The organism is Vibrio owensii CAIM 1854 = LMG 25443 (assembly GCF_000817815.1).
Lineage (GTDB): Bacteria > Pseudomonadota > Gammaproteobacteria > Enterobacterales > Vibrionaceae > Vibrio > Vibrio owensii.
This window is the reverse complement of the sequence record NZ_JPRD01000020.1, coordinates 124,896-151,001: the sequence shown is the minus strand read 5'-3', so window position 1 is coordinate 151,001 and position 26,106 is coordinate 124,896. Positions and strand designations below refer to the sequence as shown.

Sequence of the window (26,106 nt, the reverse complement as noted above, 5' to 3'; positions counted from 1 at the left end):
AAAAGAGGGGCAATCCCCGCAACTGCCCCTAAAAGTCATGCCAATAATATTGTTGTTCTTTTGCTACTGCTTTTTCTTAGAACTTGTAACCGCCGCTGATCATGAATACCCAAGGGTTGATTTCAACGTCAGTTTTTTGTTTCGCGCCACCTGCTTTGTAGGTCGCTTCTGTTTCAATGTTTGCGTACCACGCCGATGCGTTTAGGAACCATTTATCGTTGATCATGTAGTCCACACCAACGTTTGCAGCTAGGCCGAATGAATCATCCAATTTCAGATCAGAAAGGCCTGCGCCTTTACCTGTACCGTTAAAGCCTTCATCAAAGAAGATGGTGTAGTTTAGACCCGCACCCACGTATGGGCGGAATTTGCTTTGTGAGTCACCAAAGTAGTACTGAACCATCACTGTTGGTGGCAGGTGTTTTGTCTCACCGATGTCACCAAGGCCAAGTAGATCTGTTGAAATATCATGGCTAAACGGTGTTGCAGCAAGCACTTCTAAGCTGATGTTGTCGGTAAACATGTAACCGAACGTCAAGCCCAGCTGCGTGTTGGAATCCACTTTAAGCTCTTCTTGAGAACCTAGGATTTTGTCACTGCTGTCATTTGGTACAACGGATGCCGCACCAACACGTAAAATGAAGTCACCTTCACTGTGAGCGAAAACACTTGGAGACACTAACGCAGCAACCACTGCTAAACTGCAGATTGTTTTTTTCATTGTTATTTCCTTTTGTAGGGCTTTGTTTCTTTTTGTACTCAGCTGCGCTCTTCCCTTTCGGGCAGTTCCTTAATGAATCCAAAACCTTGAAGCACGCGAGTATCACTATTTTCTTGAGCTGCGCGCAATCTAGCATATAGAAACCCTACTATTTTGATGGAAATCAATTTGTGAAAAATATAGCTTTTCCGTATACAAAAACGCCAAATTGATCAACAAATTATGCAAATAGGACACAATCCTGTAATGCAAACTGTGCGTGTGAGAAGCGTGCGTCGCAGTTCTCATTCCGCTTCCTCTGTGAGCCTCTGTGCTCAACAAAACTTTTTTCTCGATATGCTCGGGTTATTTTCAAAAAATACCCACTTCAAATCGCCAATTTGACCGCTTAAATTGGCGATTTTCGGCTTTTGTAAGCCACTGAAATACAACAAGTTATATTTCTGGAAAATCAGTCACTTAGGGTGTTAGTCTGCTTCCAACCGAACAAGGAAAAGATAAAAAGCCATGATTAAGACCGATCTCACTTTCGAACAGGAAGACTTTTCTCATCACGATTTGCAAAACACCACCTTTGAAAACTGCCGCTTTTATCAGTGCAATTTCGATCACGCCGATCTGAGTGATGCAAAGTTCATTGACTGCCGTTTTATCCAGCCGAGCGACATAGAAGGCTGCAGTTTCCGTTATGCCAAGCTCAAAGACGCCAGCTTTAGCAACTGCATGTTGGCCATGTCTCAGTTCAATGGCACGGATTGCGTCGGCATCGAACTGCGCAAATGCGATTTGAAAGGCGCAAACTTTCAAAGTGCCAACTTCGCTAATCGCGTCAGCAATACAGTTTTCTTTTGTATCGCCTACATCACGGGCTGCAACTTGGCTTACACCAATTTTGAGCGCGCACTGCTAGAGAAATGCGACCTGTTTGAAAACCGATGGAACGGCGCCAATTTGATGGGCGCGAGCTTTAAAGGCTCTGACTTATCGAGAGGAGAATTCAGTCGAGAACAATGGGGCAGCTTTAATATAGAAGAGAGCGATCTTACCCACGTCGATTTAGAAGGTTTGGACATTCGCCGCGTCTCTTTATACGGTGTTAAGATCTGCGACTGGCAGCAAGAACAACTGCTCGCACCATTTGGACTGATCGTTATTTAGGAAGCATTATGAATCTGTTTAAAGACCTACCCAGTGATCTGAGTGAAGAAGTGTTCGAAGATTTACTCACGCATAAACAGCTGCGCATCGAGCGTATCGTTTCAAAAGGACAAACTACGCCAGAGGGCGAATGGTACGATCAAGAAGAACATGAGTGGGTGTTGGTGCTGCAAGGCGCAGGCGAACTGACTTATGAAGATGGCTCTGTAAAACGTTTAGAGGCGGGCGATCATATCAACATTCCGGCGCATACGAAGCATCGTGTCAGTTGGACAGATCCAGAACAAGAGACGATTTGGTTGGCGGTTTTCTACTGCTAGATTGTCAATCTTTGTTGTTATTCCGACGAGCAGGTAAAGAAAAACGGGGGAAAGAAACCCTAACTTTCCCCATGTGCGCAATAAAGGGTCTAGGTGAGGCGCAAAAGAAATTGAAGTCATGACTCCGAGCCAGTCTCCCAACCGTTACTCAGAAATGAACCTAGTCATCACTTCAATGTTCATAGATAAAAACGTGTTATTGGCGTGAGAGTGTGTTTTGCTTGCGGTTGTATTCGAATCGATGGCTTTGCTCAACGCTGTCTTTGACTTCTAGCCCTTCCATCGTCGTTGTGCCTATCTCCAGCCGAACTTGATCACTGTTCAAGTCCACTATCAGCTCATCATATTGGCTTTTTTCACCATTCTCGTCGTACTGCAAACGCACCTTATACGTGCCTTTGCTTGCATCATATTCAGCTTGATAACCTTGGTTGAATGCCTCAATCGCAATGCCTTCTGGATACACCACCATGTCAACACGCGTCGGCGCTTCGGTGAATTTGTAGGTTGAGATACCAAAACGGGTTTCGATGATGTCCGCTTCATAAAAGAAGTGTTCAATCTCATTTGATGAGCTGACCATCACCATTTCAGGTGTTAGGCGCATCAAGTGAAACTCAAAAATCAGAGAGGTTTTGTTGTCACCAACATTAGGGACTAGAGCTTCCAACTCCGCGAGGGTACTCACATTAAAATCACGCAAAATGTTTAATGAGAGTCTATCGAGCGTGTAAGTCACTTTGCGAGACAAGTTCTCGGCCTCAAAGCCCAGCAAGTCATCGCTGATGGTGTCGGTAATCGAACGATGCAGCAGATCGATACCGTCTACCTCATAGTTCGCTCTGTGATCTTTAAACTTAGGCACAGAGTCTGTCGTTATTCCTTCGCCACCACAGCCACTCAGTGCAAACATCACCGCAATACTCGCTATTGCTTTATGCATCTGTACACGCTCCTTTTCCAAGACGGCGGCAGTGTAACGATTGCGGCAACGAGTTGATGTAAGCGTATGTAAGACGGGCTTATTATTACAACCAAGTAAAAGTCATTTGAATTTTTATGGGATTATCATTTTATTCGACATCAATATACTAGCCCCATTCCAAATTAACCGATGACGAACGATAACAATGAGCTGGTTTTTCTTACTTTTAGGCGTGGGCGCAGAAGCCCTTTCACACGTTGCACTTAAAGCCACTGATGGCTTTAGCAAACCGCTGCCTGCAACCCTTGTACTAGTTGGCCACTTAGCTGCTTTTGTCTGTTTGGCGCAGGCGATGAAAGGCGGCATGCCAGTTGGCATTGTTCACGCCCTTTGGGCAGGTTTGGCAATTGTATCGGTGACGTTAATCTCGCAATTGGTTTACCGCCAACACATGGATACTAGCCTTTGGATCGGCATGGCACTTATCGCAGCGGGCGTGATGGTGATAAACTTCTCTCACGGACACGCACACTAAACCATAAGGCAGCGGATTGTCAGATAGCCAAAAGCCCTCTCTCGCACTGTTTGATTTTGATGGCACCATCACCGATGAGGATATGTTTAGCGCCTTCCTCCACTATTCTGTTTTTGGCCTGCGCAAGTGGGTCGGAAACGTTGTGATTCTGCCGTTCTATGCACTCTACAAGGCAGGCGTCATTCCTGCTAAGCGAATGCGCCCTATCGCCAGTTTCATCGCCTTTGCAGGAAGAAGAACGCGAGACGTTGAAGCGTTAGGAGCTCAGTTTGCAAGAGAGGTGATTACAAAACACATTCGCCCAGAAGCCCAAACGAAACTGGAATGGCACCAAGCGCGAGGCGACACCATTGTCGTTGTCTCAGCATCACTTAACGCCTACTTAAAACCATGGAGCCAAACGCACGGCTACCAATTACTTTGTAGTGAGTTACTCGGCGAAAGTGAACACATTAGTGGTCGTTACCAAAGTGGCGATTGCAGTTTGGAAAGAAAGGTCGAGCGTGTTCAACGTGCTTTTGACTTGAGTCAATACGAAACGATTTACGCTTACGGCGATACCCACGAGGACATTCCGATGCTCAAATTAGCCAGCCATGCGATGATGAATTGGCAACCTTGGCAAAGCGAAAACAGCCTGAATTAAAACATAAAACCCTTCTCAATTGAGAAGGGTTTTGCGTATTTGAAACGAGTGAAGCTTAACGCCAAACACCCCATTCACCTGTGGTTCCCGGCTCTTCACCAGTTGTCCACCACTGCGCAGTCCATTCACGACCATTGTGCGTCACGACATCGCCTTGGTTGTACACCGCATCTTTGCTCCAAAGGTTGGTCGGCTCAACTGGTGGCGTGGTATCACCTTTAATCAATGACAACGCGTAGCTAAAGTTAGCGTTCGGAGCCAACACTTGGTTTGCGTAGATGTTGTTGGTATCGAACATGTAGTGCTTCATTGCTTCGTGCCAAATCCCCACGTACCAATCGCCCGTTTGCTGAGAATTAAATTGGTCGGCTAACTCCGCTGCCCACGTTGTCGTGTTGTTTGCACTGATTGCTAGTGACAGATCGACGATCTCAGTGCCTGTTGCATTAAACGTGCGGAAGCGTACCGTGTCTCCCGCTTCTACCGGACCAAAGCCTTGTGGGACAAAGTAACCCAGAGCGGTCAGGTTGTTTGCAGGATCTGTTGGGTCAACTGGATCGGTAGGAGGCGTTGTACCATTGCCGTTTAAGGTAATGTCACTACAGTTGTAGAAGCCCTCCCCGGCCACATCAATACGTTGCCAACGAGTATAAAGAATCGCATCGCCTGAACGATCTGCTGGGAAGGTTACCTGCATGCGGTAGCGTTTTTCTGCATCCACATACACATCGCCAGCAGTGTCAATCAGCTCTAAATCGTCCCAAGTCAGTGGCTGAGTATCGTCATAAGTAGGTTTAGAAAGATAAAACTCCCAGTAAGACGGGTTATGTGGTGCTTTGCCAAAGAACACCAATTCAATTTGGTTGTTCGCATCTGGCGTTACATTCGTGCGCTGCCAATTTGGCGATGGGATATTCAAACCTTTCTTAGCTGCATCACCCGCTGAACAAAGTTCGCCATCACGCACAATGGCTTTCACGTGTGCCATGTCGCGGTAGTTCGGTACGTTTGCAGCAATCTCGCTGCGTTGTACGAAGGGGTAAGCACCCGATTCGTCATAAGCTGCTTGACACGCCTGGTTTGGAATTTCATTGGTCCAAAAACCGCCGTCTAAATAACAGGTGTTTTGGCGAGCGCTTGGAAACTCGACCCAGCCGTGAGCACTGACATTAAAAGAGCTTAAAGCCGCAAGTGCGCCCAAGCTTGCAAGGGGAAGGGTTACGTATGATTTCATCATTCATCCTTAAATTTTCTGACCCGCTGCTCGCGAACCGGGCAGCGACGTAGAAAAACTAGCAGGATGCGATTATTTAGAAGGTGAGAATAAATGCTGGAATTGTCAGATTGCAGACTGCTTTCCAGCATTTTATGTGGACTATGCTCATACTCGACTGACTCTTTCGAGTCACTTCAAATTGATGTGCTACAAAATCGAGGGAGAAGGATTAACGCTCATCTTTTGGCGTGTCCATCACCACCATGGTCGTAATGGCTTTAACGTGTTCACATTCCCCAAGAACATCGGCATGAAACGCTTTGTACGCCGCAAGATCTTGAGTTTCGACTCTTAATAGATACTCGTTAGAACCCGTAATGTTGTGGCACTCGACAACTTGGTCGACAAATCGAACGTGCTCTTCGAAGCCTAGTTGTGCGTGTTTGGAATGCGATGCCAAGCCTATCGAGACATACGCGACAAAACCGACGCCCATTTGCTGATTATCCAGCACCGCTCGATAACCCTTAATCACGCCCTTTCGCTCCAAATCTTGCACTCGGCGCAAGGTCGCGGATGGCGATAATCCAACTCGTTCAGACAGCTCCACATTGGAGATTCTTCCGTCTGATTTCAGCGCTTGCAATATTCTTTCGTCAAATCTATCCATGATGCTCTTTTGTTGTTTAGCGAGTGAGTATTCGTCAAATAAAAGCACAAAATTGATGGCGCTTCTACCTATCATTGTTCTCGACCGGTCAGAAAACGTAATCCCTTGCCCGCTTATGCACAGGCAAAACAGAAATGCAGGAACACATTATGGAATACCATCAACTTGGTGCGTTGGCACTGTTTGCGTTTGTCTCGACCTTCACTCCGGGACCGAACAACATCATGCTCATGACGTCTGGTGCTAACGTCGGCTTTAAGCGCACTATCCCACACATGTTAGGCATCACGCTGGGTTTCGCTGCGATGCTAATTTTGGTTGGCATTGGTCTTATGGGCTTGTTTCATGCGTATCCGATCACGCATAGCGTCCTTAAGATAATGAGCCTGACTTACTTGTTGTACCTCACGTACAAAATAGCAACCAGCAGCAAGACGGAAGTCAAAGATGATTACCGACCAATGAGCTTTTTAGGTGCAGTGGCGTTTCAATGGGTGAACCCTAAAGGCTGGTCAATGGCACTCACCGCCATCACCGTATACAGCAGTGGCGGATCTTGGCTAGAACTGGCTTTTATCGCCGGTATCTTCTGCTTAGCAAACCTGCCCTCTGTGACTTTTTGGACGGCGGCAGGCATGCAACTTCAACGTTGGTTGACCACGTCTAAACGCGTAAAAGGCTTCAACTATGGCATGGCGGCGCTTCTGCTTTTGTCGACTATCCCAATGATATAAATGACAAAACAATGAAAGATAAGTGTGACTTATGCCAAGTTTTAGCTAGTCCTTTGTTCGGTAAGTACAAATAATCGCCACTTCCACGGATGGATTGGGTCATAGTAGCAACAGCAGTGACTAAAACATGAAAACTTAATAAGCATCCGCCTGAGCTAATTTAGTGATTAGGCGCACTTCGTCACTGCTTTGTCATGGCGCTGTATTTTGCCGCGACAATCGATTCACTCTGACCGACGAGCACGATGCTGACAGGTCTGTCACACAAGGAGCGTTACACAATGCGTACTCGCAAGCTCATTCTTGCTACCGCTTTTGGCTTACTCGTTTCGGGTTGTAGCCAAACCTCGACCACCACAACCGCAGAGGTCATTCCGCCAGAATATCCGGTGGAATATTTCTTCCGCAATTCAGAAGTATCGAGCTACCAAATCTCCCCAGCTGGCGATTACATTTCGATGATGAAACCGTGGCAAGATCGTAAAAACGTCTTTGTTCATCCCGTGGGCAAAGCCGATCAAGTCAAGCGCATCACATCCATTGCCGATCGCGACATCGCTTACTACTACTGGGTTGGCGATGACACCATCATCTACTCTCGCGATACAGGTGGTGATGAGAACTTCTACCTCGTTACGGTGAACGTAAAAACGGGTGAAGAGAAAACCATCACACCAACGTCCGGTGTCGTGGCTTATGTTATCGACACCTTAGAAAGCCAGCCTGACGACATTCTTATCACGACTAACGAGCGTAACCGACAAGTGTTTGATGTTTATCGTCATAACTTGAAAACAGGTGAAAACACGCTGGTTGCTCAAAACCCAGGCAACGTGCGTTACTGGGGTACGGACCACGATGGTAACATTCGCGTGATTTCGACTTCAGACGGCGTAAACACCGCAGTCCTCTATCGTGACACTGTGGATGAAGAGTTCCGTCCATTGAAGAACCTCACCTTCAAAGAAGACTTCTCGCCAATCTCATTTACACCAGACAACAAGAACTTGTATGTTGCTTCTCGTATTACCCGCGATAAATCCGCGATCATTGAATACGATGTGAAAGCAAACAAAGAAGTGCGCGAGATCTTCTCTCATCCAGAAGTGGACGTTACGAATGCGAGCTACTCAAACGCACTTAACAAGCTCACGACGATCTCTTATGTAACGGACAAGCGTCAGTACCATTTCCTTGATAAAGGTTATGAAGAGACTTTTGAGCGTCTGCAAGAAAAGCTTCCGGGCGTTGAAATCTCGGTAAACAACACGACTCGCGACGAGAGAAAAATGATTGTCGTGACCTACAGCGACACCGACCGTCCAAATTACTATTACTACGATCGCGATTCAGACCAACTTGAGAAGTTAGCTGCAAACGCACCTTGGCATAAACCAGAAGACATGGCGGAGATGAAGCCAATCACTTATACCGCTCGTGATGGCTTAACCATTCATGGTTATCTAACACTGCCAAAAGGTCGTGAAGCGAAAGACTTACCACTATTGGTCTTGCCACACGGCGGTCCTTGGGCGCGTGACCATTGGGGCTTCCAACCAGAAGTTCAGCTGTTTGCCAACCGCGGTATCGCAGTACTGCAAATGAATTTCCGTGGCTCAACGGGTTATGGCCGTGAATTTTGGGAGAAGTCGTTCAAGCAATGGGGTCAGTCGATGCAAGACGACATCACGGACGGCGTAAAATGGGCGATTGACCAAGGTTATGCACGAGATGGCGAAGTGTGTATCTACGGCGCATCTTACGGTGGTTACGCGACATTGGCTGGTGTGACGTTTACGCCAGACCTGTACAAATGTGGCATCGACTACGTTGGCGTATCTAACTTGTTCACCTTCATGGATTCCATCCCACCATACTGGGCACCTTTCCTAGCCATGCTGCATGAGCAAGTAGGTAATCCGGAAGATCCAGAAGACGCGAAGATGATGAAAGCTTACTCACCGGTGTTCCACGTAGACCAAATCAAAGCACCACTGTTAGTTCTGCAAGGCGCGAAAGACCCACGAGTGGTGAAGAGTGAATCTGACCAAATCGTTAATGCACTGCGCGATCGCGGCGTTGAAGTGGAGTACATCGTTAAGGAGAACGAAGGTCACGGCTTCCGTTCACTAGAAAACCGTCTTGATGGTTACCAAGCGATGGATCGATTCCTGAAAACACATTTGTTGGAGCAAACGCAGTAAACAAGCGCCATTCTTCTCTCAAGGGCACTTCGGTGCCCTTTTTTTATTGTCCCGTCACTATCTTATAAAGCGGGACGACGAAGTGTTCATTTGAGCGAGGCGTACCGAAATTAAATCGCCGATTCTCAGATCAGAGTGTAAATTTAGATAAAGACACTATCTGCCTTATTGAGATGCTGTTAATCTTAGATGAGAAAGAGAATAGTTATCAAACGTAGTGAAATGTGAATTAAAATGAAAAAGAAACCACAACCAAAAAGCCTCGTTGTCATCAACACACAAGCCGTCACACCGAACATGCAGCGCATTACCCTGCAAGGTGACGCGCTAGGCAACTTCCCACAAGATTGCGAAGGCAGCTACATCAAGCTGTTGTTCAATGAAACCGGCGGCACCGATATTCAAGGCTTCTCAGAAGATAACCGCCCTGTCATGCGTACTTACACCATTCGTCGCTTCGACCCACAAGCATGCACGATTGAAGTCGATTTCGTACGTCACATCACCAAAGACTTACAATGTGGCTTTGCCGCACGTTGGGCAATGTCTGCCAAAGAAGGCGACACCATTAACATCGCAGGCCCTGGCAGCATTTCGAACTTAAATACAGAAGCTGATTGGTTCTTTATGGCGGCGGACATGACTGCACTGCCTGCGCTGTCTGCAAAGATTCGCACTCTGCCAGAGGACGCAACGGGCTATGCCGTGATCAGTGTGATCTCCGAAGCGGATATCCAAGCTCTCGAAGCACCAGCAGGTATGAAAATCCATTGGATCACCGAGCAATCACTCGAAGATAAAGTTCGCGCTCTAGAGTGGAAGACAGGTGAAGCCGCAGTGTGGTGTGCTTGTGAGTTCGACTCGATGCGTGCGCTACGCCAATACTTCCGTAACGAAAAAGAAGTGGAACGTGAAAACCTTTACCTCAGCAGTTACTGGAAACAGGGCGTATCAGAAGACGGCCACAAGGTCATCAAGCGCGAAGATGCTGAGTTAAACGAGCAGTAAATGTAACTTTATATTACTTTTACTATAGATAACGCTGAGTTTTTTGGTCAAAAAGCTCAGCGTTTATTTTTTATATCCTATAAATATCAATGAATTACAACCAAACTCATTTCTTCTCTCTAAAAACTCCACTTCAATCACTATAACAAATCCATATAGAGTCTATCTTTTAACCTCGTTAAGCTGTCGATAATCTACCCACCATAACGACGAGGCAAGCATGAACACCGATAAAGTAAAAGCCTTTGTAAATGCAGCTGAGCTTGGCTCCTTTTCTGCCGCAGCACGAAAACAAGGTAAAGCGCAATCTTGGATTAGCAATGCCATCAGTGATTTAGAGATCGATTTATCGGTCGAGTTATTCTCACGTGATGGTTATAAACCAAAGCTCACCGCAGAAGGCGAAAATTTGCTCGGTTATGCCAAAAGTATGCTCGCAGCAGAGAGCAAGTTTTTGCGCCACGCGGAGCACTTGGCTCAAGGCGTTGAGGATAAAGTCGTAGTCGCCATTGATGACTGGCTAGTAGATGACAAGATGCGACAAATCATCATTGGGTTTCAACAACAGTTTCCTCAAGTGGAATTGGTACTTCATAAGCGGCCAACTCAAGATTTGGTTGCCATGATAGAAGCGGATGAAGTCGATCTAGCACTGATTGTTGGGCGACATTTTTTTGATAGTACAATCCAATATCAAACCATTGATTACGTGAAAACCTGTTTAATTTGTGCACGAGATAATCCTCTGCAACATAAAGTCGTCGTGCCAAGTGATTTAGTAGGCACGACTCAAATAACACGCAGTAGCGTATTCAATTTGGACAACCGCTTCCTCGATCTAGAAGAAGTAAACAAGGTAAGAATTGATGACATTGAGACAAGCATAGAGCTTGTAAGCAGAGATGTCGGTTGGGCTATCGTCCCATTGGAATTGGCGATAAAAAACTCACATAAAGTGGTTGTCACCCAGACTAGTCTTGGTGAAAAAGGACTCTTGTTCCGAATGGACATGATCACATCAGAAATTCGAGCCAACGGTATTGCGACTGATTGGCTGAAAAAAACATTGATTACTGAATATGCATAAAGGCAGTTTTAGAAAATAGGAGGCAATATACGAATATAGATCTATCGTAAATCTGAAGTTTACTTTTTTATTCTGTTTATATCCAAACGTCAGTTGGCTTAAATAATATTAGGAAAGGCATTAACCTTAATGTCAGGAATCACTCTTCTCTTTAAATAAAAAATAATAAAGAGAATAATGGAATAGTAATTGAGTGTTCTTATTTTCATCAAAACGAAATTATAATGACTAGGTAGAAATATGAAGAAAACTCTTTTGCTTGCGAGTATCTTGCCACTTTTAGCTGCTTGTAATTCCTCAGACACAAATGGTGACAACGGCATTGATTCAGGAATAAAACCCATTCAGCCAATCGAACCCACGCCTCCGGTTCACCCTATAGAGCCGGGGGAGCCTGTTCATCCGATTGAACCTGAACATCCTGTGCATCCCATTGAGCCAGAAAGACCAGAAGAGCCAGTCCACCCTATTGAACCTGGAATATCAATGTATCAGACTGTCGCCAATCATTTTAATAAAACTTATGATGAGATTTATGATCTCTGTGAATCGGATTACTCCTTAGATAATAAACCTAATGATAAATACAATATTTATTGTAAATGGAATGACCTTCATAAAAAGTTTACTGTCACTTTTGACTCTGAGTCATATAAATCAGAAAGTAAAATACCATATTCAGCTAAAATAGAGTTCGATATAACGGACCACTTCCAGTCTATTGGTTATTTTGGTTATAGAATGAATGTGAGTTTTCCTAATAACGACAGTTACCTTAATGTCTCTGAATTTGTTATTCGTCAATACTACTCTTCACCCGGTGTAGAAGAAGTAGTAGCGGAGCAATTATTTGATCCTTTGGTTTTTCAAAGTAGTGCTCTGCTATCCATTGAGAATGATTTAAGCAATGACGAGCAAAATACTATGATTCCAAAGCAACGTTTCCAAGGCTTGCCTGAAAACTATTTCCAAATAGAAACAACTTTAGAAACCAATCCGAATGGTTCAGTGACTCAGATACATAAATTCCACCAATCGCAGCCGTTCCACAAGCTAGTTACTATTTTTGGAATGTAGCATCCTGCAAGTCCCCGCCTTTGCGAATCAATAACCCCTGATAAGCAAAGTGCTGGGGACACCTTTCTTAGCTCATGTTTTCAGCCAAGAAATCAATCAGTAAGCGCACTTTTGGCGACAGGTTTCGATTTTGTGGGTATAGAGCCCAAATACCTTCACGATCGTCTCGGTAATCGGTTAACACTTCCACCAGCTCGCCATTGTCTAGCGCCTCTTGCACGTAGTAGTCCGGCAGTTGTACCAAACCTAAACCACGTTTTGCCGCATCGACCAACGCAAAGCCACTGTTGCATTTGATTCGGCCAGAAACACGTAAAGACTTCTCACGCTTTTGCTCTTTAAAGTGCCAGTAATCTGCTGTACCAACCAAACATTGGTGATGGCTCAGCTCAGACAAGGTATGCGGTTCGCCTGAGCGATCTAAGTACGCTGGGCTAGCACACACGTAAAGCTGTCGAGATGACAAGCGCTTGGCAATCAAACTTGAGTCTTGCAAACGTCCGAGACGAATCGCCACATCGACGCCTTGCTCAATCAAATCTAACTTTTGGTTAGTCAGATTCAAATCCAGATTTACCTGCGGGTATTTCTCAATAAACTGGTGCAACAACGGCGCTAAGTTCATCTCACCGTAAGTCACAGGAGCGGTCACTTTGAGCAAGCCTTTCGGTTCTGCTTGCATTTGCGTTACCGCCAATTCTGCCAACTCCAAGCCTTCAACAAGGTGTTTACACTGCTGGTAATAGAGTTGCCCTGCCTCGGTTAGAGAGACTTTTCGTGTGGTACGGTGCAGCAACTTAACCGCTAAACGCTCTTCCAACGCTGACACGCGGCGGCTGATTTGCGCCACCGATGTTTTCAACTTGTTGGCTGCGCCCGTGAAGCTGTTGGTTTCTGCGACAGCGACAAACTCGCTCACGCCTTCCCAATTCGCCATGAATGTGGTTCCTGTGGAATTCTATGTATTGCGTATTCTCACACAAAGTTTCATGTGGAGAAAACCTGTTTAAAAAGGATAGCCGACTAAATGGACCGTCTGTTGTGGCCAAATGATGTTCAATGAGCACACCATAGTGTCGCTCGTACTAACCCATTTATTGGGCTGAACTTTCATGTGTAAGTTGTTGATCGGTTGATAGCCGCTGGACTGGTAAACATGAGTGCGGCCAAACAATACCGAGAACGCATCGCCTCGTTCCAAAGCATCCTGATGTACCGCCTTAAGCAGTAACTTTACCAACCCTTTTCCTCGTGAATCGGGCTGTACACACACTTCGGCAATGCCACTTATTGGGAAGGATTGGTCATCAATCATCACTTGTTTTTCATGAACCGCAACATGAGCCGCAAGGGTGTCTCCGTCCCAAATAAGGTAACGGTGGCGAGGCATTTCATTGAAGTATCGTTGAGTTCGGAAGATTTTGTCTTGCTCCTTGGTGAAGCAAGTGGAGAGCAAACTTCTTAGCTTTGCGTCGAGTTCTTGGGTGACTTCATCATCAAGTATGTATTCAAAGCGCATGATTTACCTCATTTATTTCTCATGGTTAAAGGTAAACCTTTGAAAAGCCACTTACTGAGAGACAGCGCAAATAAAAAAGCGCAGACTGAGCTGCGCTTTCCATTTTTAGATAAGGGTGCTATTCGCTTTTGAGAATATCGCGCTTCACTTCACCTTTAAGATCAATCAGCGTTTGCTGCTCAGTATCGATCAGGAAGTGATCACTTGCTTGTCCAGTCGCGAACTTCTCAAGAATCACAAACAGGCTACCAAAGCGTGAGCGGAACACTTCGCCAACCGAGTATTCACCTAAATCACCAAGCTCAGAATCGACCGTTCCGGCGAACTCAGATAACTCTCGACTTAACAGCTCATATTGCAGCAATTGCGCTTCTTCAATGTCACGGAACGCCAACTCATCGGCATTACGCAGACGGTAAAAATCCGTTGCTAGCTCTTCACCATTCCATTCAGCAAAATCCGTCAATGTAAAGCCGCCTTCTTGAGCAATGGTTTCTGCTTGCTGCGATGCGGCTTGCCAGTCTTTCTGGAACTGTTCGTAATCCACAACAGCGTTCCCGTTGCAGTTGACGATGTCATAGCCAAGCTCTTTAGCTAGCTGGCACACGGTAAATTCCGTCGAAAGCTGAGACATAATCAGCATGTCGTCTCCATCCATGTGCATGATCATTTCACGCATTTCTAATGGCCAATCACTCGGTAAGAAGCGCAAGCGCGTCAACTCTCGAATGTGCCAATCTGTCAGGGCGTAGTAACTGTCAGCTTCAAGAATCTCTTTGTTCCAGATGCTCGCCTTGACAGTTTCATCATCACCTGCTTGTTCAGTCAGATGCTCATGCTCGCGTGCATAGTGCTCAAACAATTCGTTGTAGCCTGCCACTTTGTCGATCACGACCGTTTCTACTTCAACTTGGTGATCAGGACGAATGTTCAGAAGTTTGTAAGCCGGAATATAACCCGCTAGAGAAGGCGCTTGAATGTTGAATAGCGTGTGTTGTACACCGTCAATCACATAGCTCTTCTTGCCGGTATCATTGAAGTGCATGTGGCCGCCAACGTGAATGCTCAAACCCGTCGCAGCCAGCGCTTTACTGGTGTCGTCGTTTGGTTCGCGAGAAAGCTGATGACTGCCTTCACCAAACAGGTCTTCGATGTCTTCTGACGCACCATTGTAGAAATCAGTCATTGGGAAATGGCTGAATGACACCAAGGTTTTATTCTGTTCTTTCGCCGCTTTCACTACATCGCTGATCCACTCGATAACGTGCTGCTTGTGGGTCAACATCATGTTGTAGCCTGCGCTACTAGATCCATCAAAATCATCACCATTAACTGAACCATCTGGCAAGGTGTCTTTTGGTTTGTAGACGTTCGCGTCGATGGCCAACAACCACAAGCCTTTCACTGGCTCGACCAAGTAGCTGGTATCTGGCACTATCGCACAGTTGGTGTAACCGTCTTGTTTGTACTCACCGCCCGTCCCTTGGTGACAAATCTCGAACATACGCTTGTCGTAAGTCGCTTCTTCCGAAGCAAGTTCGTACGAGTAGTTGTTGCGGGCTTCATCACTGCTGTAAGGCGTTTCGAAGTACAGGTACTCTTCTTGTGGGTAGAAACCGTGCGTACCAAGGATATCCATGATCTCCTTGTAGCCCCACTCTTTCACTTCTTCCGTACAGATAGTATCTAAGTTTCCATCTTCACCCGGAATCGTGCCCCATTCGCCTTCGTAATCAACACACTCATCTTTACCACGGCTGAAGATACGTTGTTTCTTACCGTCTTCACCAAGGTAATCCGATTTGCCCGCGGCGACGGTAAATGGCTTGCCCGGATCGTGGTTACCCGGCGCAGCGAAGAACTCAAGTCCGTATGTTTCACGATAGTGGTCGAAGATTTTAACCAAACTACGCATGTGCACAGGCTGGCCGTCATCACTGAAATCGCCCGGTAGCGCCACATACTTAATTCCGCGCTCTACCACGTCATCCAAAGCCGCGATCATTGCGAAGTAGTTTTCATTGAAAAGACGAGTCGATTCCATCTGCGATTGCATGGTTCGAATCGTCGCGTACTTACCGCTTGAGTTGGTATACAAACCTTGGAAAGAGCCGTCTTGGAAATCACCATACACATCGTGGAAGTGGATATCTGGCATAAAGGCCACTTGGACTGGCGCTTCAAGTTCTGGGGTGCCACTGCTAGAAGAGTCTGAATTACAGCCAACTAGCGTAGCGGCAATCAGACCGGAGAGTACGGTCAATGTACTGCGTTTCATTTTTCTCATCCCGATAAAAGAGTAATAATTTTGAAATCGGGCGAGGAGCTTAGGTAGAAAAAATGACAATTAGGTTGCGACTTTCTTACAACTTATCGTAAGCCGTTCTGATCTGTGACCTTCGTTCACACTCTTTTTAATCAATAACTTAAACCAATAAACAGCTTGGAGTAGACCAAATCAAACCCATTGATGCTCACTATACTTTTCGCCAAACATCAATGGTTAAGTCATTCAGAATGGTTATAGCTGAGGCAGTGGTTTCAGGTCTTGATACTCGGCATTCAGCTCAATACCAAAGTGCTCTTTCAGTGCTGATAGGTAGCTTTGCCCTTCTGCCAGTTCTTGCTCAACCACTTCATTATTCAAATGGTGTTTTAACGTGTGGTTCGCCAACGTGATGATTCCAAACTCGGTCGCTAACGTGGCAACACGACTGGACGTAAAGCGCGAATGAGATGACGTTGACGCATAGTGGTTCCCACACACAATGTCGCCATCAAAGACATGTTCAAAGTCCAAGCTGTACATATCAATCCACTGGTTTGCATCATCATAAGACTGAATTTGTAGCATGTAGCCAACACGCTCATCTTCAACAAAACGGAACGTTTGTAGGTCAGTATGAATAGGCTGATTAGTCACAAAAGGCAGCGGTGCGCGTGGCGTGTTTGAGCCAAAGCCTGCATCGACAATCCACTTTTCATCCCCAAACGTCACCAAAGTGAACTGATGCGTTCTGCCTGAAGGAGTGCCAGATAAGTGTACGCGGCCTAAAAGTGGTCTTGCTTCAAAGCCAACCTGTTGGAGCACTCTTAGCAGCAGACCGTTCAATTCAAAACAGTAACCGCCGCGCTCGTGGTAAACCAACTTGTCGATGATGTCTTGTTCAGACGTCGAAATGCCTTTACCCAATGCGATATCAAAGTTCTCAAATGGCAAACGACGATGCTGCGCGTTATGCAGCGCAAATAGAGTATCCACGCTAACGTCCAATTGCTGCGTTACGCCAATCTTGTTTAAGTAAGCCTTTAAATCTGTATTGTTCATTCTGATCCTTAATCGATGTTTCTTCGCAATGGCCGACACAATAAAACCTCAACCACGCTTGAGGTCAAACCCCAAAACGAATTTTCTCGTCCTTACTTTGTTTTTCTCCAACTTACCCTGCTTCGCTCGCATAAATCATTGCACCTTTTTGTTGATTATTACGTATGCGTAAAAATCATTTTCAATTTAACCGGATTATCATTTTTCGTGAAACACCTAAAATGGGCACCAACAAAACGACGCAGCGCAGTGAGCAAACCTCAACTACGCTTATGACGTCACTCCATATACTGAGAATATAAAGGAAACATCCAATGTCGCTTGAAATCAAACCTGGTCAAACTCACATTAAATCAAAAGCAATGGTTGCATGGGCTGCTGGCGAGCCACTTAAAATGGAAGAAGTTGATGTACAACTTCCAAAAGCGGGTGAAGTGCTAGTACGCATCGTAGCAACTGGTGTTTGTCACACTGATGCATTCACACTATCAGGTGACGATCCAGAAGGTATCTTCCCTTCAATCCTTGGTCACGAAGGTGGCGGTATCGTTGAAATGGTTGGCGAAGGCGTAACAAGCGTTGAAGTTGGCGACCACGTTATCCCACTTTACACAGCTGAATGTGGTGAGTGTAAGTTCTGTAAATCTGGCAAAACTAACCTATGTCAGGCAGTTCGTGAAACTCAAGGTAAAGGTCTAATGCCAGATGGCACAAGCCGTTTCTCTATCAACGGTGAGACTATTTTCCACTACATGGGTTGTTCTACTTTCTCTGAGTACACGGTTCTTCCAGAAATCTCACTAGCGAAAGTAAACAAAGAAGCACCACTTGAAGAAGTTTGTCTTCTAGGTTGTGGCGTAACCACTGGTATGGGTGCGGTACTAAACACAGCTAAAGTTGAAAAAGGCGACACAGTTGCTGTATTCGGTCTAGGCGGTATCGGTCTTTCTGCAATCATCGGTGCTCGTATGGCTGGTGCAAGCCGCATCATCGGTGTAGACATCAACGAAAGCAAATTCGACCTAGCGAAACAACTTGGTGCTACTGATTGCATCAACCCAATGAAATTCGACAAGCCAATCCAAGACGTTATCGTTGAGATGACAGACGGTGGTGTTGACTACTCATTCGAGTGTATCGGTAACGTAAACGTGATGCGTCAAGCACTTGAGTGTTGTCACAAAGGTTGGGGTGAGTCAGTAATCATTGGTGTTGCTGGTGCAGGTCAAGAGATCTCAACTCGTCCATTCCAACTAGTAACTGGTCGCGTATGGCGTGGTTCTGCTTTCGGTGGTGTTAAAGGCCGCTCTGAGCTTCCAGAAATCGTGAACCGTTACATGGCTGGTGAGTTCGGTCTACAAGAATTCATCACGCACACTATGGGTCTGCAAGACGTGAACGAAGCGTTCGAATTGATGCACAAAGGTGAATCTATCCGTACTGTTCTTCACATGGATAAATAATCCAAGATAGCAGCTCACAGAATGTGACTGATATTTGAAAATTTGAAATAGGCGCTCTTCTCACTGGACACACTCTCCTTTGAGAAGAGAGCCATCCGCTGTCTTTAACGGTCTTGTCCGCCGTTAAAAATCATTGTTTTATCGAGAGATTATTCATGACCATTGAAAGCCTAAGCCAAGCCAAAGTATTCGGTGGTTGGCATAAACAGTACACACACGAATCTCGCGCTTTGAACTGCAACATGCGCTTCGCGATCTTCTTGCCACCAAATGCAACCAAATCAAACCCAGTGCCTGTGGTTTACTGGTTGTCTGGCTTGACGTGTACCGATGAGAACTTCATGCAGAAAGCGGGCGCGTTTCGCATGGCGGCTGAGTTAGGTATTGCCATTGTGGCACCGGATACTAGCCCACGTGGTGATGACGTTGCAGACGACGAAAACTACGATTTGGGTAAAGGTGCTGGTTTCTACCTAAACGCTACTCAAGAGCCATGGTCGCGTCACTACCACATGTACGATTACATCACCCAAGAACTGCCAGCGATCATCGAAAGTAACTTCCCAGTCTCTGACGTGAAGTCGATTTCGGGTCACAGCATGGGTGGTCACGGTGCGATCACCATTGGTCTGAAAAATTCAGATCAGTACCGTTCAATTTCAGCATTCAGCCCAATCAGTAACCCAATGCAATGCCCTTGGGGCCAAAAAGCGTTTACCGCTTACCTAGGCACTGATATCGAAAGCTGGAAACAATACGACGCGAGCGAGTTGCTTAAGCAAGCAAAATCACCATTACCTATCCTAGTCGACCAAGGTGATGCTGATAACTTCCTTGCTGAGCAATTGAAGCCTGATGCGTTACTGGCGGCAGCAAAAGCCCACGATTCACAAGTTGAACTGCGCATGCAGCCGGGTTACGACCACAGCTACTTCTTTATCTCTAGCTTTATCGCTGATCACTTGAACTTCCACGCGAAGTACCTGTTTGCTTAACACCTGAATTAGGCTCGTTAAGCCAACGAGTGAGCACAGGAAACCAAACGGTTTAATAATCCTCTCTATACAAAGCCACCTATTTATTGGGTGGCTTTTTGTGTTTTAAAAACACTCACTTTCCCTTTACACAAGTCCCATTGCAATTTATCGAAATGACGTCTAACTTGTAATTGAACATCATTCAATTAACGCTAGCACTTTATGAAAAAACCAACGTCAGTCCTGCTAACCTCGACTTATTTCGGGTTGTTAGCGACCTCTCCTATTGCCGAGGCGATAAGCTTTTTCGATCCCATCGATGGGCAATTGGATATGGGTGAATACCTTGCTGAAAACGCCTATGGTTTTCTGCCCGTCCCGATTGTGATTACCGAACCTGCTGTCGGCTATGGCTTGGGGTTTACTGGCGTGTTTTTGCATGAATCCGATGAGCAGCGGGAGAAAAGGCGCAAACTGGCGGAAACATCACTCGATGGTGGCGCCCAACTGTTAACGCCTGCGATCACCGCAGTGGGCGGCTTCGCGACCGAGAATGGTACTTGGATGGGGTTTGCTGGTCATCGCCGAACTTGGGCGCAAGACACGGTTCGTTACCTTGGTGGCGTCGGTTATGGTGACTTCAACATGACCTTCTATCCACAGTCCACGCTGCCGGGGCTAGACGGCGTATTCAATGGACAAGGGCTAGATTTCGAGATTACTGGCGGCGGCATGCTCAACCATCTTCAATACCGCATTATTGATGCCCCGTTGTTTATCGGTGTGAAACAGCTCTATTTCGTTACCGATCAGAAAATCACGAACTCCCCTGTTGCTGATAAGCTGCTGCAAACCTTGACCAATACCTCTCCAACCACTTCTGGATTAGGCTTAACACTGGAATGGGACAGCCGAAATAACTTCTTTAGTCCAACACAAGGCTACAACTATAAGGCGGAATTCCTTTGGTACAACGATGCGTTTGGCAGTGATTACGAATATGAACAGCTGGACGTAGAGGGCATCAATTATTGGGAATTAGCCGATGATTGGTCGCTGGCTCTGCGCGGACAGTACAAGTCGCTTTATACTGACGAGCGCTTTTTACCGCCTGCGTCATACCCAGATATCGAGCTGCGTGGTGTGGCAAGAAACCGATACCAGGGCGATGAAGCTCTCTCGGTGGAAACTCAATTGACTTACCAATGGAATACTCGATGGTCGACCAACCTCTTCGGTGGCTTTGGTTACGCCTCAACAGAAGAATCGCTATTTGAAAACGATGCCGAATACGCTTACGGCGTGGGCTTTCGTTACCTCATAGCCCGTCGTTATGGCTTGCAAGCAGGTATGGACTTCGCTTTCAGTGATGAGGATAACGCGGTCTATTTCCAAGTGGGTTCAGGCATCTAAACCCACTTGCCTCTCGCCATAACAGCTGACAGCATCACGGTTATCTTCGTCATGATTGATATTTAGGGTTCGCGCCGTATTGGTTCGAACCTTCTTCACTATCTTGAATCAAGAAGTACAGTAGCACCAAAATACCAATGATTGGGACGAAGGCGATCAATGCCCACCAACCGGTTCGTCCTGAATCGTGCAAACGACGCACAGTGACGGCAATCGACGGGATCATGATAAACAGCGCATATATCACTCCGAAGAAGCCAAAATTCTCCATTTGCATCACGCTGCCAATGACTCGGTCGATGATGCCCATCACCAAATTGATCAGCACATTGACTAACGTAAAGTACCAATACTCTTGGCGTCTCGCTCTGCCACTAAAGTTGGTGTAATTGAGGATAACTTTATAGTACCAATCAAACATATCGACTCTCCTAATGAGATGAAAGTGTCGCGAAAGTTAGACAACATGAAGCAAACTGCACACAAAATAAGCTAAATGATATATTCATCCAATAGTTGTATTTTTAACTCTGTCATTAACCTTGACGTATATTCAACCAACGGTTACTTTTCACCCATAACGTATTATATAAATCCATCAAGTTGGCTCTATTATTAATAAATATATAACCGAAATTTCAGCGGATCGGTTCGTGAACGCGATCCAACCGGAATGAGGGCAATAAATTCAAAGGGCACAAGATGAGAAAAACAATGGCGCTCGCTTTGCTTTTGTTTGCACCGACACTTTTTGCAAACACGATACAGTTTAGCAGTCCTGAAAATTCCAATGTCGTTGTGGCACTAAAAGACCTAGAGTCACTGCCGCAAACTACCTACATCACTGAACTACCTTGGCTAGAAACCCCTGCCGAGTTTGACGGCGTTAAACTGAGTACACTGCTGCAACATACGTTTGGCAACATTCCTCAGCATGTCGAAGTTCGTGCGCTCAACGACTACCACTCTGACCTATCTCGCGAAGACATTCTTCGTTATCAGCCGATCGTGGCATACAAACAAAACCATAATTACATCAAAATCAGAAACAAAGGTCCGTACTGGCTGATTTACTCAATGAGTGAACACCCAGAGCTTGATAACGCGCAATACCACTCTCAAATGGTTTGGCAAATCAACAGGATAAGTGCGAAAGAAGATCAATAATGAAGGCGAAACCCAAAACCCCGAAGCAGGGGCCCTTTTCAACCAAGAGTAAATTGATGTTGCTCGTGTTTGCATCGACACTACTGATCGCAAACATCGTTTTATTAAAAGAAACCCGCGCGCTGACCAAAACCTACTCCGACCAACAAAACCAAGCGACTTGGTTCTTGTTCCATTTATCCAAAGAGCTGTCCGAATTGGTGGGTGAAGCTCGTCGTTTGAACGAAAGCGTAATGAACATCGACGGCACCGAGTTGCAATATGAACTGGCATGGAGTCGTTTTGATCTGCTGATCAACAACAAAGAAGCGGATTCTTTCCTATCTCGTCAAGAAGTGCGGGTTTACTTCGTATCCTTGTTCGACAAGTTCCAACAACTCGAACCAATCTTAGTTGAAGCCAAAACCGGTAGCAGTATTGCCGCCGCCCAGTTTTATCGCGCCACTCAGAACTTGTATATGGAGATGATTGATTACGTCACTCAAAACTTCCGAGTCGCGAGCCCACTCTACAGACAACAACAAGAACGTGCTTACAACTTGCTCCAAGCGCAGTACATCTTGTTGGGCATTTTTGTTCTCACCGTCGCGTTGATGACTTACTTCTACAAACGCGAGTCTAAGTTCCACAAAGAACTGGCCTTGAGCGACCCACTGACAAATCTTGCCAACCGGAGCGCGCTGTTCATCGATTTACATCGCAGAGAGGAAACCGATACCCCTTTCTCGCTGCTCCTGCTCGATCTGAACGGCTTTAAGAACATTAATGACACCTTGGGGCACCAAGCGGGTGATATCGCCTTAATCGAGGTTGCAGAGCGTCTGAGCAACATGGCAATGGATGACTTTAGTGTGTATCGCATGGGCGGTGATGAATTTGCCGTACTCATCAATGCCACTGAGCAAAGCAAGATCGCCGAAGCGACGCACCACATCAACGTGGTGTTTGAAAAGCCGATTCTTGCCTCTGATAAAGCAAGCTCTTTGTCCACCAGTTTAGGGGTGGCAAGCTATCCGCAAGACGCCGACAACATTGACTTCCTGATCAATTTAGCGGATAAGCGCATGTACAAAATGAAATTCCAACGTTAAACGGATAACCATGATGAAAAACTTCATGCGAGCAGTGCTGTTACTGCTAGTGATCGCGATAGGTGTACTGGCTTGGGTGTTTATCCCATCTCACGAGACGGTGGGTGCACAAACCCTCGAAGAAGCGCTCAACGACAACTACACGCTGGTTGGCCATCGCATTCATTCGACAGACCCAGATGCCGGCAACATGTTTGGTTACTTCGTGGTGTATAAAGGCGCAAGTACGAATGATTTGGAACCGTTTTTGGTGACTTCTGATCAGTTTATCCGCATGGAGCAAACCGGTGATAACACGCTAGCCCTCACCGTGAATGGTCGCATCTACCGCTACCATAACGACCTGTGGGTAGAGAACCCAGATGACAAGTTACAACATTGGTTTGTCAGCGCGACAGCAAAATACGTTCGCTAACTAAGTAGATGCATATATAGCTTCAGATACTTAACTTGAGATAAACAAAAGCCCCGCTCATTACGTAGCGGGGCTTTTTTATCTTCAAATCTGGCGAGGCAGAGATTAAAGCACTTTCTCTTTGATCACTTTCATTACGCCAGAGTCACGATTGCTTGGTGCTGAGAAGCGTGCGATTTTCTTCACCGCTTCGTGCGCGTTTTCCATCGCGTAAGAGTGCTCGCTCACTTGTAGCATCTCTAGGTCATTCAGGTAATCACCAAAGGTCATGGTTTCTTCCGGACCAAAGCCCATGGTTTCTTGAAGGTGTTTGATTGCCGCACCTTTAGACGCTTCTGCGTTCATCACGTCTAGCCAAATCTTCGCGCTCACCACAACTTGATGGCTGTGACCAAACTTCGCACTCATGGTTGGGAAAACCAACTCTTCAGAACCACCAAAGTGACAGATCGCAACCTTGATAAACTCATCGTCAACGGCCAGTAGATCTGGCACGTATTCACAGCGATGGTAGTACTTCTGGAACTCTTCCAACGCTTTAGGATCTTTGGTTTCAATGTAAGCCGAACGCTTACCACACAGCACCAGGTGCGTGCCTTCAACTTCACGAGCCGCTTGGATGATCGCATCAATTTCTGTTTTTGGAATGGTGCAGCTGTATAGCTCTTTATCTTGGTACATCACCAAGGTGCCGTTTTCCGCCACATAAATCATGCGGTCTTGGATCGGTGCAAACGTATCGCGTAGGCTGTAGTACTGACGACCAGATGCGGCCGAGAACAGAATGCCCTTCTCTTCAAGCTGCAAAAACAGGTCAAAGAACTCAGGGTCTAGACGACCGTATTGGTCAAGCAAAGTGCCATCCATATCGGTGGCAATAAATTTGATGCTAGCTTGTGACATGACTTTAACTCAAAAGTGAAGCAGCGCAGGTCACTCTGTGAATGAAAACAGGCTGCAAAAAAGAATCACGCTAAGGTACAGGATCTTGGATGAATCTCAAGCTGAAATAATAGTGCATCAATTGAGTTTCAGCTTGAGATATTAATGGGATTAAGCGGTAGCTGAGGTGCTCTGCTCTGGCATGGGCTGAGCCATTGGTTTAGTCAGCCCCAGACTGTGAATGGTGCCAATCAGAAAATCGAGTTCGCGATAAATCTCAGCAACGGCTTCAAACTCCCCCGCTGGCTCGTCCAATTTTGGCTCAAACAGTGCTTTCCAATGCGAAATGGCGATATAAAGCTTTCCGTTCACTTGAGAAAGCGACAAGCTAGAGAACTCACTCTCACGACGAAAAGTCAGCACACGCTCGATCAATTCATCCGTCAGCAATTGCTTTGCTGTATCTAAATCGTCGCTGTACACCTCATACTGTTGGTCAAACTCTGAGTGACCCATTCGTACTCGTTTACCTATCTGAATCTTGAAGAAACTGTCCCACAGCTTTTCACGAAGCGTTGGCCCGTCATCACGGTCACTCAAAACAAAGGTGCAAATGTCTTCATTCATCGGAACGTCGATTTCGCAAAATAGTCCCGCAAAAAATACGTGATGCTTACTCGAACTGTCGTTTCCTGAACTTATGAGCTTCGACGCCTCTATCTCAGACATCACTACCTTAGCTTCACCAATGGTGCCTGAACTCTCGAAACCATCACAACGGTCTAAATACAAGCCGCTGCGCTCGAAGGTCTCTTTGGATAACTTACGATTTGGATCCCAAGTGAGTGAGGGCTCAATGTGCGCTAACAAGCTTTGCATGATGTGCTGCTTGTAGGTGGTGCGAAACTGATTGTGCTTTTGATTGAAGTACGCCCAACCGCCGAGCATCAATGCCAAAAGAACAAACACTGTCGCAGAGGTGGCAAGGTCAAACACGACGGTGCCAAAGAACCCCAGCACCGCCAAACCTAGAAACTTGCGTCGACGCAGCGCTTCTAAGCGTAAGGCTTCTAGCGGTTCGAGCTTGTGTCGTAAATCATTTTCAAACAGCGTTTTAAGTTGATCGGTCGTCATCGCTTCCCTTTCATTTTTAGAGTTGAGTCCATTACCAACAATGGCAAGATGAATCGCTGCTACCGCTACAAGCGTCACTCGGAACGCAATCCAAAGAGCTGCATCCCATGTCTGTTACACAAGATGAGTCATTGTTCTTACGCCTTTTTCGGTTACGGGAAGAATCCCCATTTTGCAGACGTTGATGCGCATGTCGACAGCGTTCGAATTGGTTTTGAACGCTGCTATAGCTAGAAAACACTCCCTTGCGTTGAATAATTTTGCTGATGGCAGCAGAACAAGAATCCGTGCCGTAATACACCGCATGAGCGCAACGGAATCCTTTGTGTGGGGATAAATAGCGCTGATAAAATCGTATCAATGCCAACACCAGTTTAGACATGCTTTTCCTTTTGCATCTAATGAGTCATTCTAAA

At 46.1% G+C, this 26,106-nt stretch carries 27 protein-coding genes; 15 read left to right on the top strand and 12 right to left on the bottom strand.

Annotated features, from left to right (window positions below; all coding sequences use genetic code 11):
• Positions 1-76: 76 nt before the first annotated feature.
• The gene (ompW, locus tag H735_RS13070; protein WP_005434835.1) at positions 77-721 is read right to left on the bottom strand and encodes an outer membrane protein OmpW; all 645 of its coding nucleotides are present in this window, start codon (positions 719-721) and stop codon (positions 77-79) included.
• A gap of 507 nt (positions 722-1,228) precedes the next feature.
• On the opposite strand from ompW, the gene H735_RS13065 reads away from it, so the two are divergent.
• Both H735_RS13065 and H735_RS13060 read left to right on the top strand, forming a co-directional pair.
• Positions 1,229-1,879 carry a Qnr family pentapeptide repeat protein gene (locus tag H735_RS13065; RefSeq protein WP_020195111.1) on the top strand — a complete coding sequence of 217 codons (651 nt, stop codon included), beginning with the start codon at positions 1,229-1,231 and terminating at the stop codon, positions 1,877-1,879.
• An 8-nt stretch (positions 1,880-1,887) separates the two neighbouring features.
• Positions 1,888-2,199 (top strand): cupin domain-containing protein, encoded by a 312-nt coding sequence (locus H735_RS13060; RefSeq protein WP_020195110.1) that lies wholly within the window; start codon positions 1,888-1,890, stop codon positions 2,197-2,199.
• 196 nt (positions 2,200-2,395) lie between these two features.
• Here H735_RS13060 and H735_RS13055 read toward each other — a convergent pair whose 3' ends face one another.
• Positions 2,396-3,142: a hypothetical protein gene (locus H735_RS13055; protein WP_020195109.1), complete on the bottom strand. Its 747-nt coding sequence runs from the start codon at positions 3,140-3,142 to the stop codon at positions 2,396-2,398.
• 187 nt (positions 3,143-3,329) lie between these two features.
• Between H735_RS13055 and H735_RS13050 the strand changes: the two genes are divergently transcribed.
• A complete protein-coding gene (locus H735_RS13050; RefSeq protein WP_005434828.1) occupies positions 3,330-3,659 on the top strand; it encodes a DMT family transporter in 330 nt (109 codons plus the stop codon).
• A gap of 16 nt (positions 3,660-3,675) precedes the next feature.
• Positions 3,676-4,305 carry an HAD family hydrolase gene (locus tag H735_RS13045; RefSeq protein WP_020195108.1) on the top strand — a complete coding sequence of 210 codons (630 nt, stop codon included), beginning with the start codon at positions 3,676-3,678 and terminating at the stop codon, positions 4,303-4,305.
• 55 nt (positions 4,306-4,360) lie between these two features.
• On the opposite strand, the gene H735_RS13040 is transcribed toward H735_RS13045, so the two are convergent.
• Together H735_RS13040 and H735_RS13035 are read right to left on the bottom strand one after the other, a co-directional pair.
• Complete coding sequence (locus H735_RS13040) at positions 4,361-5,539, bottom strand: lytic polysaccharide monooxygenase (protein WP_020195107.1); 1,179 nt, start codon at positions 5,537-5,539, stop codon at positions 4,361-4,363.
• 211 nt (positions 5,540-5,750) lie between these two features.
• On the bottom strand, positions 5,751-6,191 hold the full coding sequence (locus H735_RS13035) for an Lrp/AsnC family transcriptional regulator (RefSeq protein WP_027726611.1): 441 nt from the start codon (positions 6,189-6,191) through the stop codon (positions 5,751-5,753).
• 149 nt (positions 6,192-6,340) lie between these two features.
• On the opposite strand from H735_RS13035, the gene H735_RS13030 reads away from it, so the two are divergent.
• The 5 genes from H735_RS13030 to H735_RS13010 all read left to right on the top strand — a co-directional run bounded on the left by H735_RS13030 (position 6,341) and on the right by H735_RS13010 (position 12,301).
• A complete protein-coding gene (locus tag H735_RS13030) occupies positions 6,341-6,925 on the top strand; it encodes a LysE family translocator (protein ID WP_020195105.1) in 585 nt (194 codons plus the stop codon).
• Positions 6,926-7,206: 281 nt separating this feature from the next.
• A complete protein-coding gene (locus H735_RS13025; RefSeq protein ID WP_020195104.1) occupies positions 7,207-9,129 on the top strand; it encodes a S9 family peptidase in 1,923 nt (640 codons plus the stop codon).
• 234 nt (positions 9,130-9,363) lie between these two features.
• On the top strand, positions 9,364-10,137 hold the full coding sequence (locus tag H735_RS13020; RefSeq protein ID WP_020195103.1) for a siderophore-interacting protein: 774 nt from the start codon (positions 9,364-9,366) through the stop codon (positions 10,135-10,137).
• A 220-nt stretch (positions 10,138-10,357) separates the two neighbouring features.
• Entirely contained in the window at positions 10,358-11,224 is an 867-nt protein-coding gene (locus H735_RS13015) for a LysR family transcriptional regulator (RefSeq protein WP_020195102.1), read from the top strand.
• Between the two features lie 240 nt (positions 11,225-11,464).
• Positions 11,465-12,301, top strand: a complete 837-nt coding sequence (locus tag H735_RS13010) for a hypothetical protein (RefSeq protein WP_020195101.1) — start codon at positions 11,465-11,467, stop codon at positions 12,299-12,301.
• A gap of 67 nt (positions 12,302-12,368) precedes the next feature.
• Here the strand turns inward: H735_RS13010 and H735_RS13005 are convergent, their stop codons facing one another.
• The 4 genes from H735_RS13005 to H735_RS12990 all read right to left on the bottom strand — a co-directional run bounded on the left by H735_RS13005 (position 12,369) and on the right by H735_RS12990 (position 17,148).
• Positions 12,369-13,238, bottom strand: a complete 870-nt coding sequence (locus H735_RS13005; protein ID WP_005434817.1) for a LysR family transcriptional regulator — start codon at positions 13,236-13,238, stop codon at positions 12,369-12,371.
• Between the two features lie 69 nt (positions 13,239-13,307).
• The gene (locus tag H735_RS13000) at positions 13,308-13,820 is read right to left on the bottom strand and encodes a GNAT family N-acetyltransferase (protein ID WP_020195100.1); all 513 of its coding nucleotides are present in this window, start codon (positions 13,818-13,820) and stop codon (positions 13,308-13,310) included.
• Positions 13,821-13,938: 118 nt separating this feature from the next.
• Positions 13,939-16,098 carry a metallophosphoesterase gene (locus H735_RS12995; RefSeq protein ID WP_020195099.1) on the bottom strand — a complete coding sequence of 720 codons (2,160 nt, stop codon included), beginning with the start codon at positions 16,096-16,098 and terminating at the stop codon, positions 13,939-13,941.
• Between the two features lie 243 nt (positions 16,099-16,341).
• Positions 16,342-17,148: an arylamine N-acetyltransferase family protein gene (locus H735_RS12990; protein ID WP_020195098.1), complete on the bottom strand. Its 807-nt coding sequence runs from the start codon at positions 17,146-17,148 to the stop codon at positions 16,342-16,344.
• 314 nt (positions 17,149-17,462) lie between these two features.
• On the opposite strand from H735_RS12990, the gene H735_RS12985 reads away from it, so the two are divergent.
• The 3 genes from H735_RS12985 to H735_RS12975 all read left to right on the top strand — a co-directional run bounded on the left by H735_RS12985 (position 17,463) and on the right by H735_RS12975 (position 21,001).
• Positions 17,463-18,611: an S-(hydroxymethyl)glutathione dehydrogenase/class III alcohol dehydrogenase gene (locus H735_RS12985; RefSeq protein ID WP_005434809.1), complete on the top strand. Its 1,149-nt coding sequence runs from the start codon at positions 17,463-17,465 to the stop codon at positions 18,609-18,611.
• A 155-nt stretch (positions 18,612-18,766) separates the two neighbouring features.
• A complete protein-coding gene (fghA, locus tag H735_RS12980; protein WP_020195097.1) occupies positions 18,767-19,606 on the top strand; it encodes an S-formylglutathione hydrolase in 840 nt (279 codons plus the stop codon).
• 204 nt (positions 19,607-19,810) lie between these two features.
• A complete protein-coding gene (locus H735_RS12975; protein ID WP_020195096.1) occupies positions 19,811-21,001 on the top strand; it encodes a BamA/TamA family outer membrane protein in 1,191 nt (396 codons plus the stop codon).
• A 49-nt stretch (positions 21,002-21,050) separates the two neighbouring features.
• Here H735_RS12975 and H735_RS12970 read toward each other — a convergent pair whose 3' ends face one another.
• Positions 21,051-21,422 carry a DUF805 domain-containing protein gene (locus tag H735_RS12970; RefSeq protein ID WP_005434803.1) on the bottom strand — a complete coding sequence of 124 codons (372 nt, stop codon included), beginning with the start codon at positions 21,420-21,422 and terminating at the stop codon, positions 21,051-21,053.
• Positions 21,423-21,703: 281 nt separating this feature from the next.
• Here H735_RS12970 and H735_RS12965 point away from each other — a divergent pair, with 281 nt between their 5' ends.
• From H735_RS12965 to H735_RS12955, 3 genes are read left to right on the top strand one after another with little or no spacing between them, the layout of a single operon-like run.
• Complete coding sequence (locus tag H735_RS12965; protein WP_027726610.1) at positions 21,704-22,168, top strand: putative pterin-binding protein; 465 nt, start codon at positions 21,704-21,706, stop codon at positions 22,166-22,168.
• Positions 22,168-23,259: a GGDEF domain-containing protein gene (locus H735_RS12960; RefSeq protein WP_020195094.1), complete on the top strand. Its 1,092-nt coding sequence runs from the start codon at positions 22,168-22,170 to the stop codon at positions 23,257-23,259. Before H735_RS12965 ends, H735_RS12960 begins: the two co-directional genes overlap by 1 nt.
• Before the next feature lie 10 nt (positions 23,260-23,269).
• Positions 23,270-23,674, top strand: a complete 405-nt coding sequence (locus H735_RS12955; protein WP_027726609.1) for a hypothetical protein — start codon at positions 23,270-23,272, stop codon at positions 23,672-23,674.
• A gap of 105 nt (positions 23,675-23,779) precedes the next feature.
• Here H735_RS12955 and H735_RS12950 read toward each other — a convergent pair whose 3' ends face one another.
• The 3 genes from H735_RS12950 to yidD all read right to left on the bottom strand — a co-directional run bounded on the left by H735_RS12950 (position 23,780) and on the right by yidD (position 26,072).
• On the bottom strand, positions 23,780-24,577 hold the full coding sequence (locus H735_RS12950) for a Cof-type HAD-IIB family hydrolase (protein WP_020195092.1): 798 nt from the start codon (positions 24,575-24,577) through the stop codon (positions 23,780-23,782).
• A gap of 150 nt (positions 24,578-24,727) precedes the next feature.
• Complete coding sequence (locus H735_RS12945) at positions 24,728-25,690, bottom strand: DUF3137 domain-containing protein (RefSeq protein ID WP_027726608.1); 963 nt, start codon at positions 25,688-25,690, stop codon at positions 24,728-24,730.
• Positions 25,691-25,721: 31 nt separating this feature from the next.
• On the bottom strand, positions 25,722-26,072 hold the full coding sequence (gene yidD / locus H735_RS32090) for a membrane protein insertion efficiency factor YidD (protein WP_080641565.1): 351 nt from the start codon (positions 26,070-26,072) through the stop codon (positions 25,722-25,724).
• Positions 26,073-26,106: the final 34 nt, after the last annotated feature.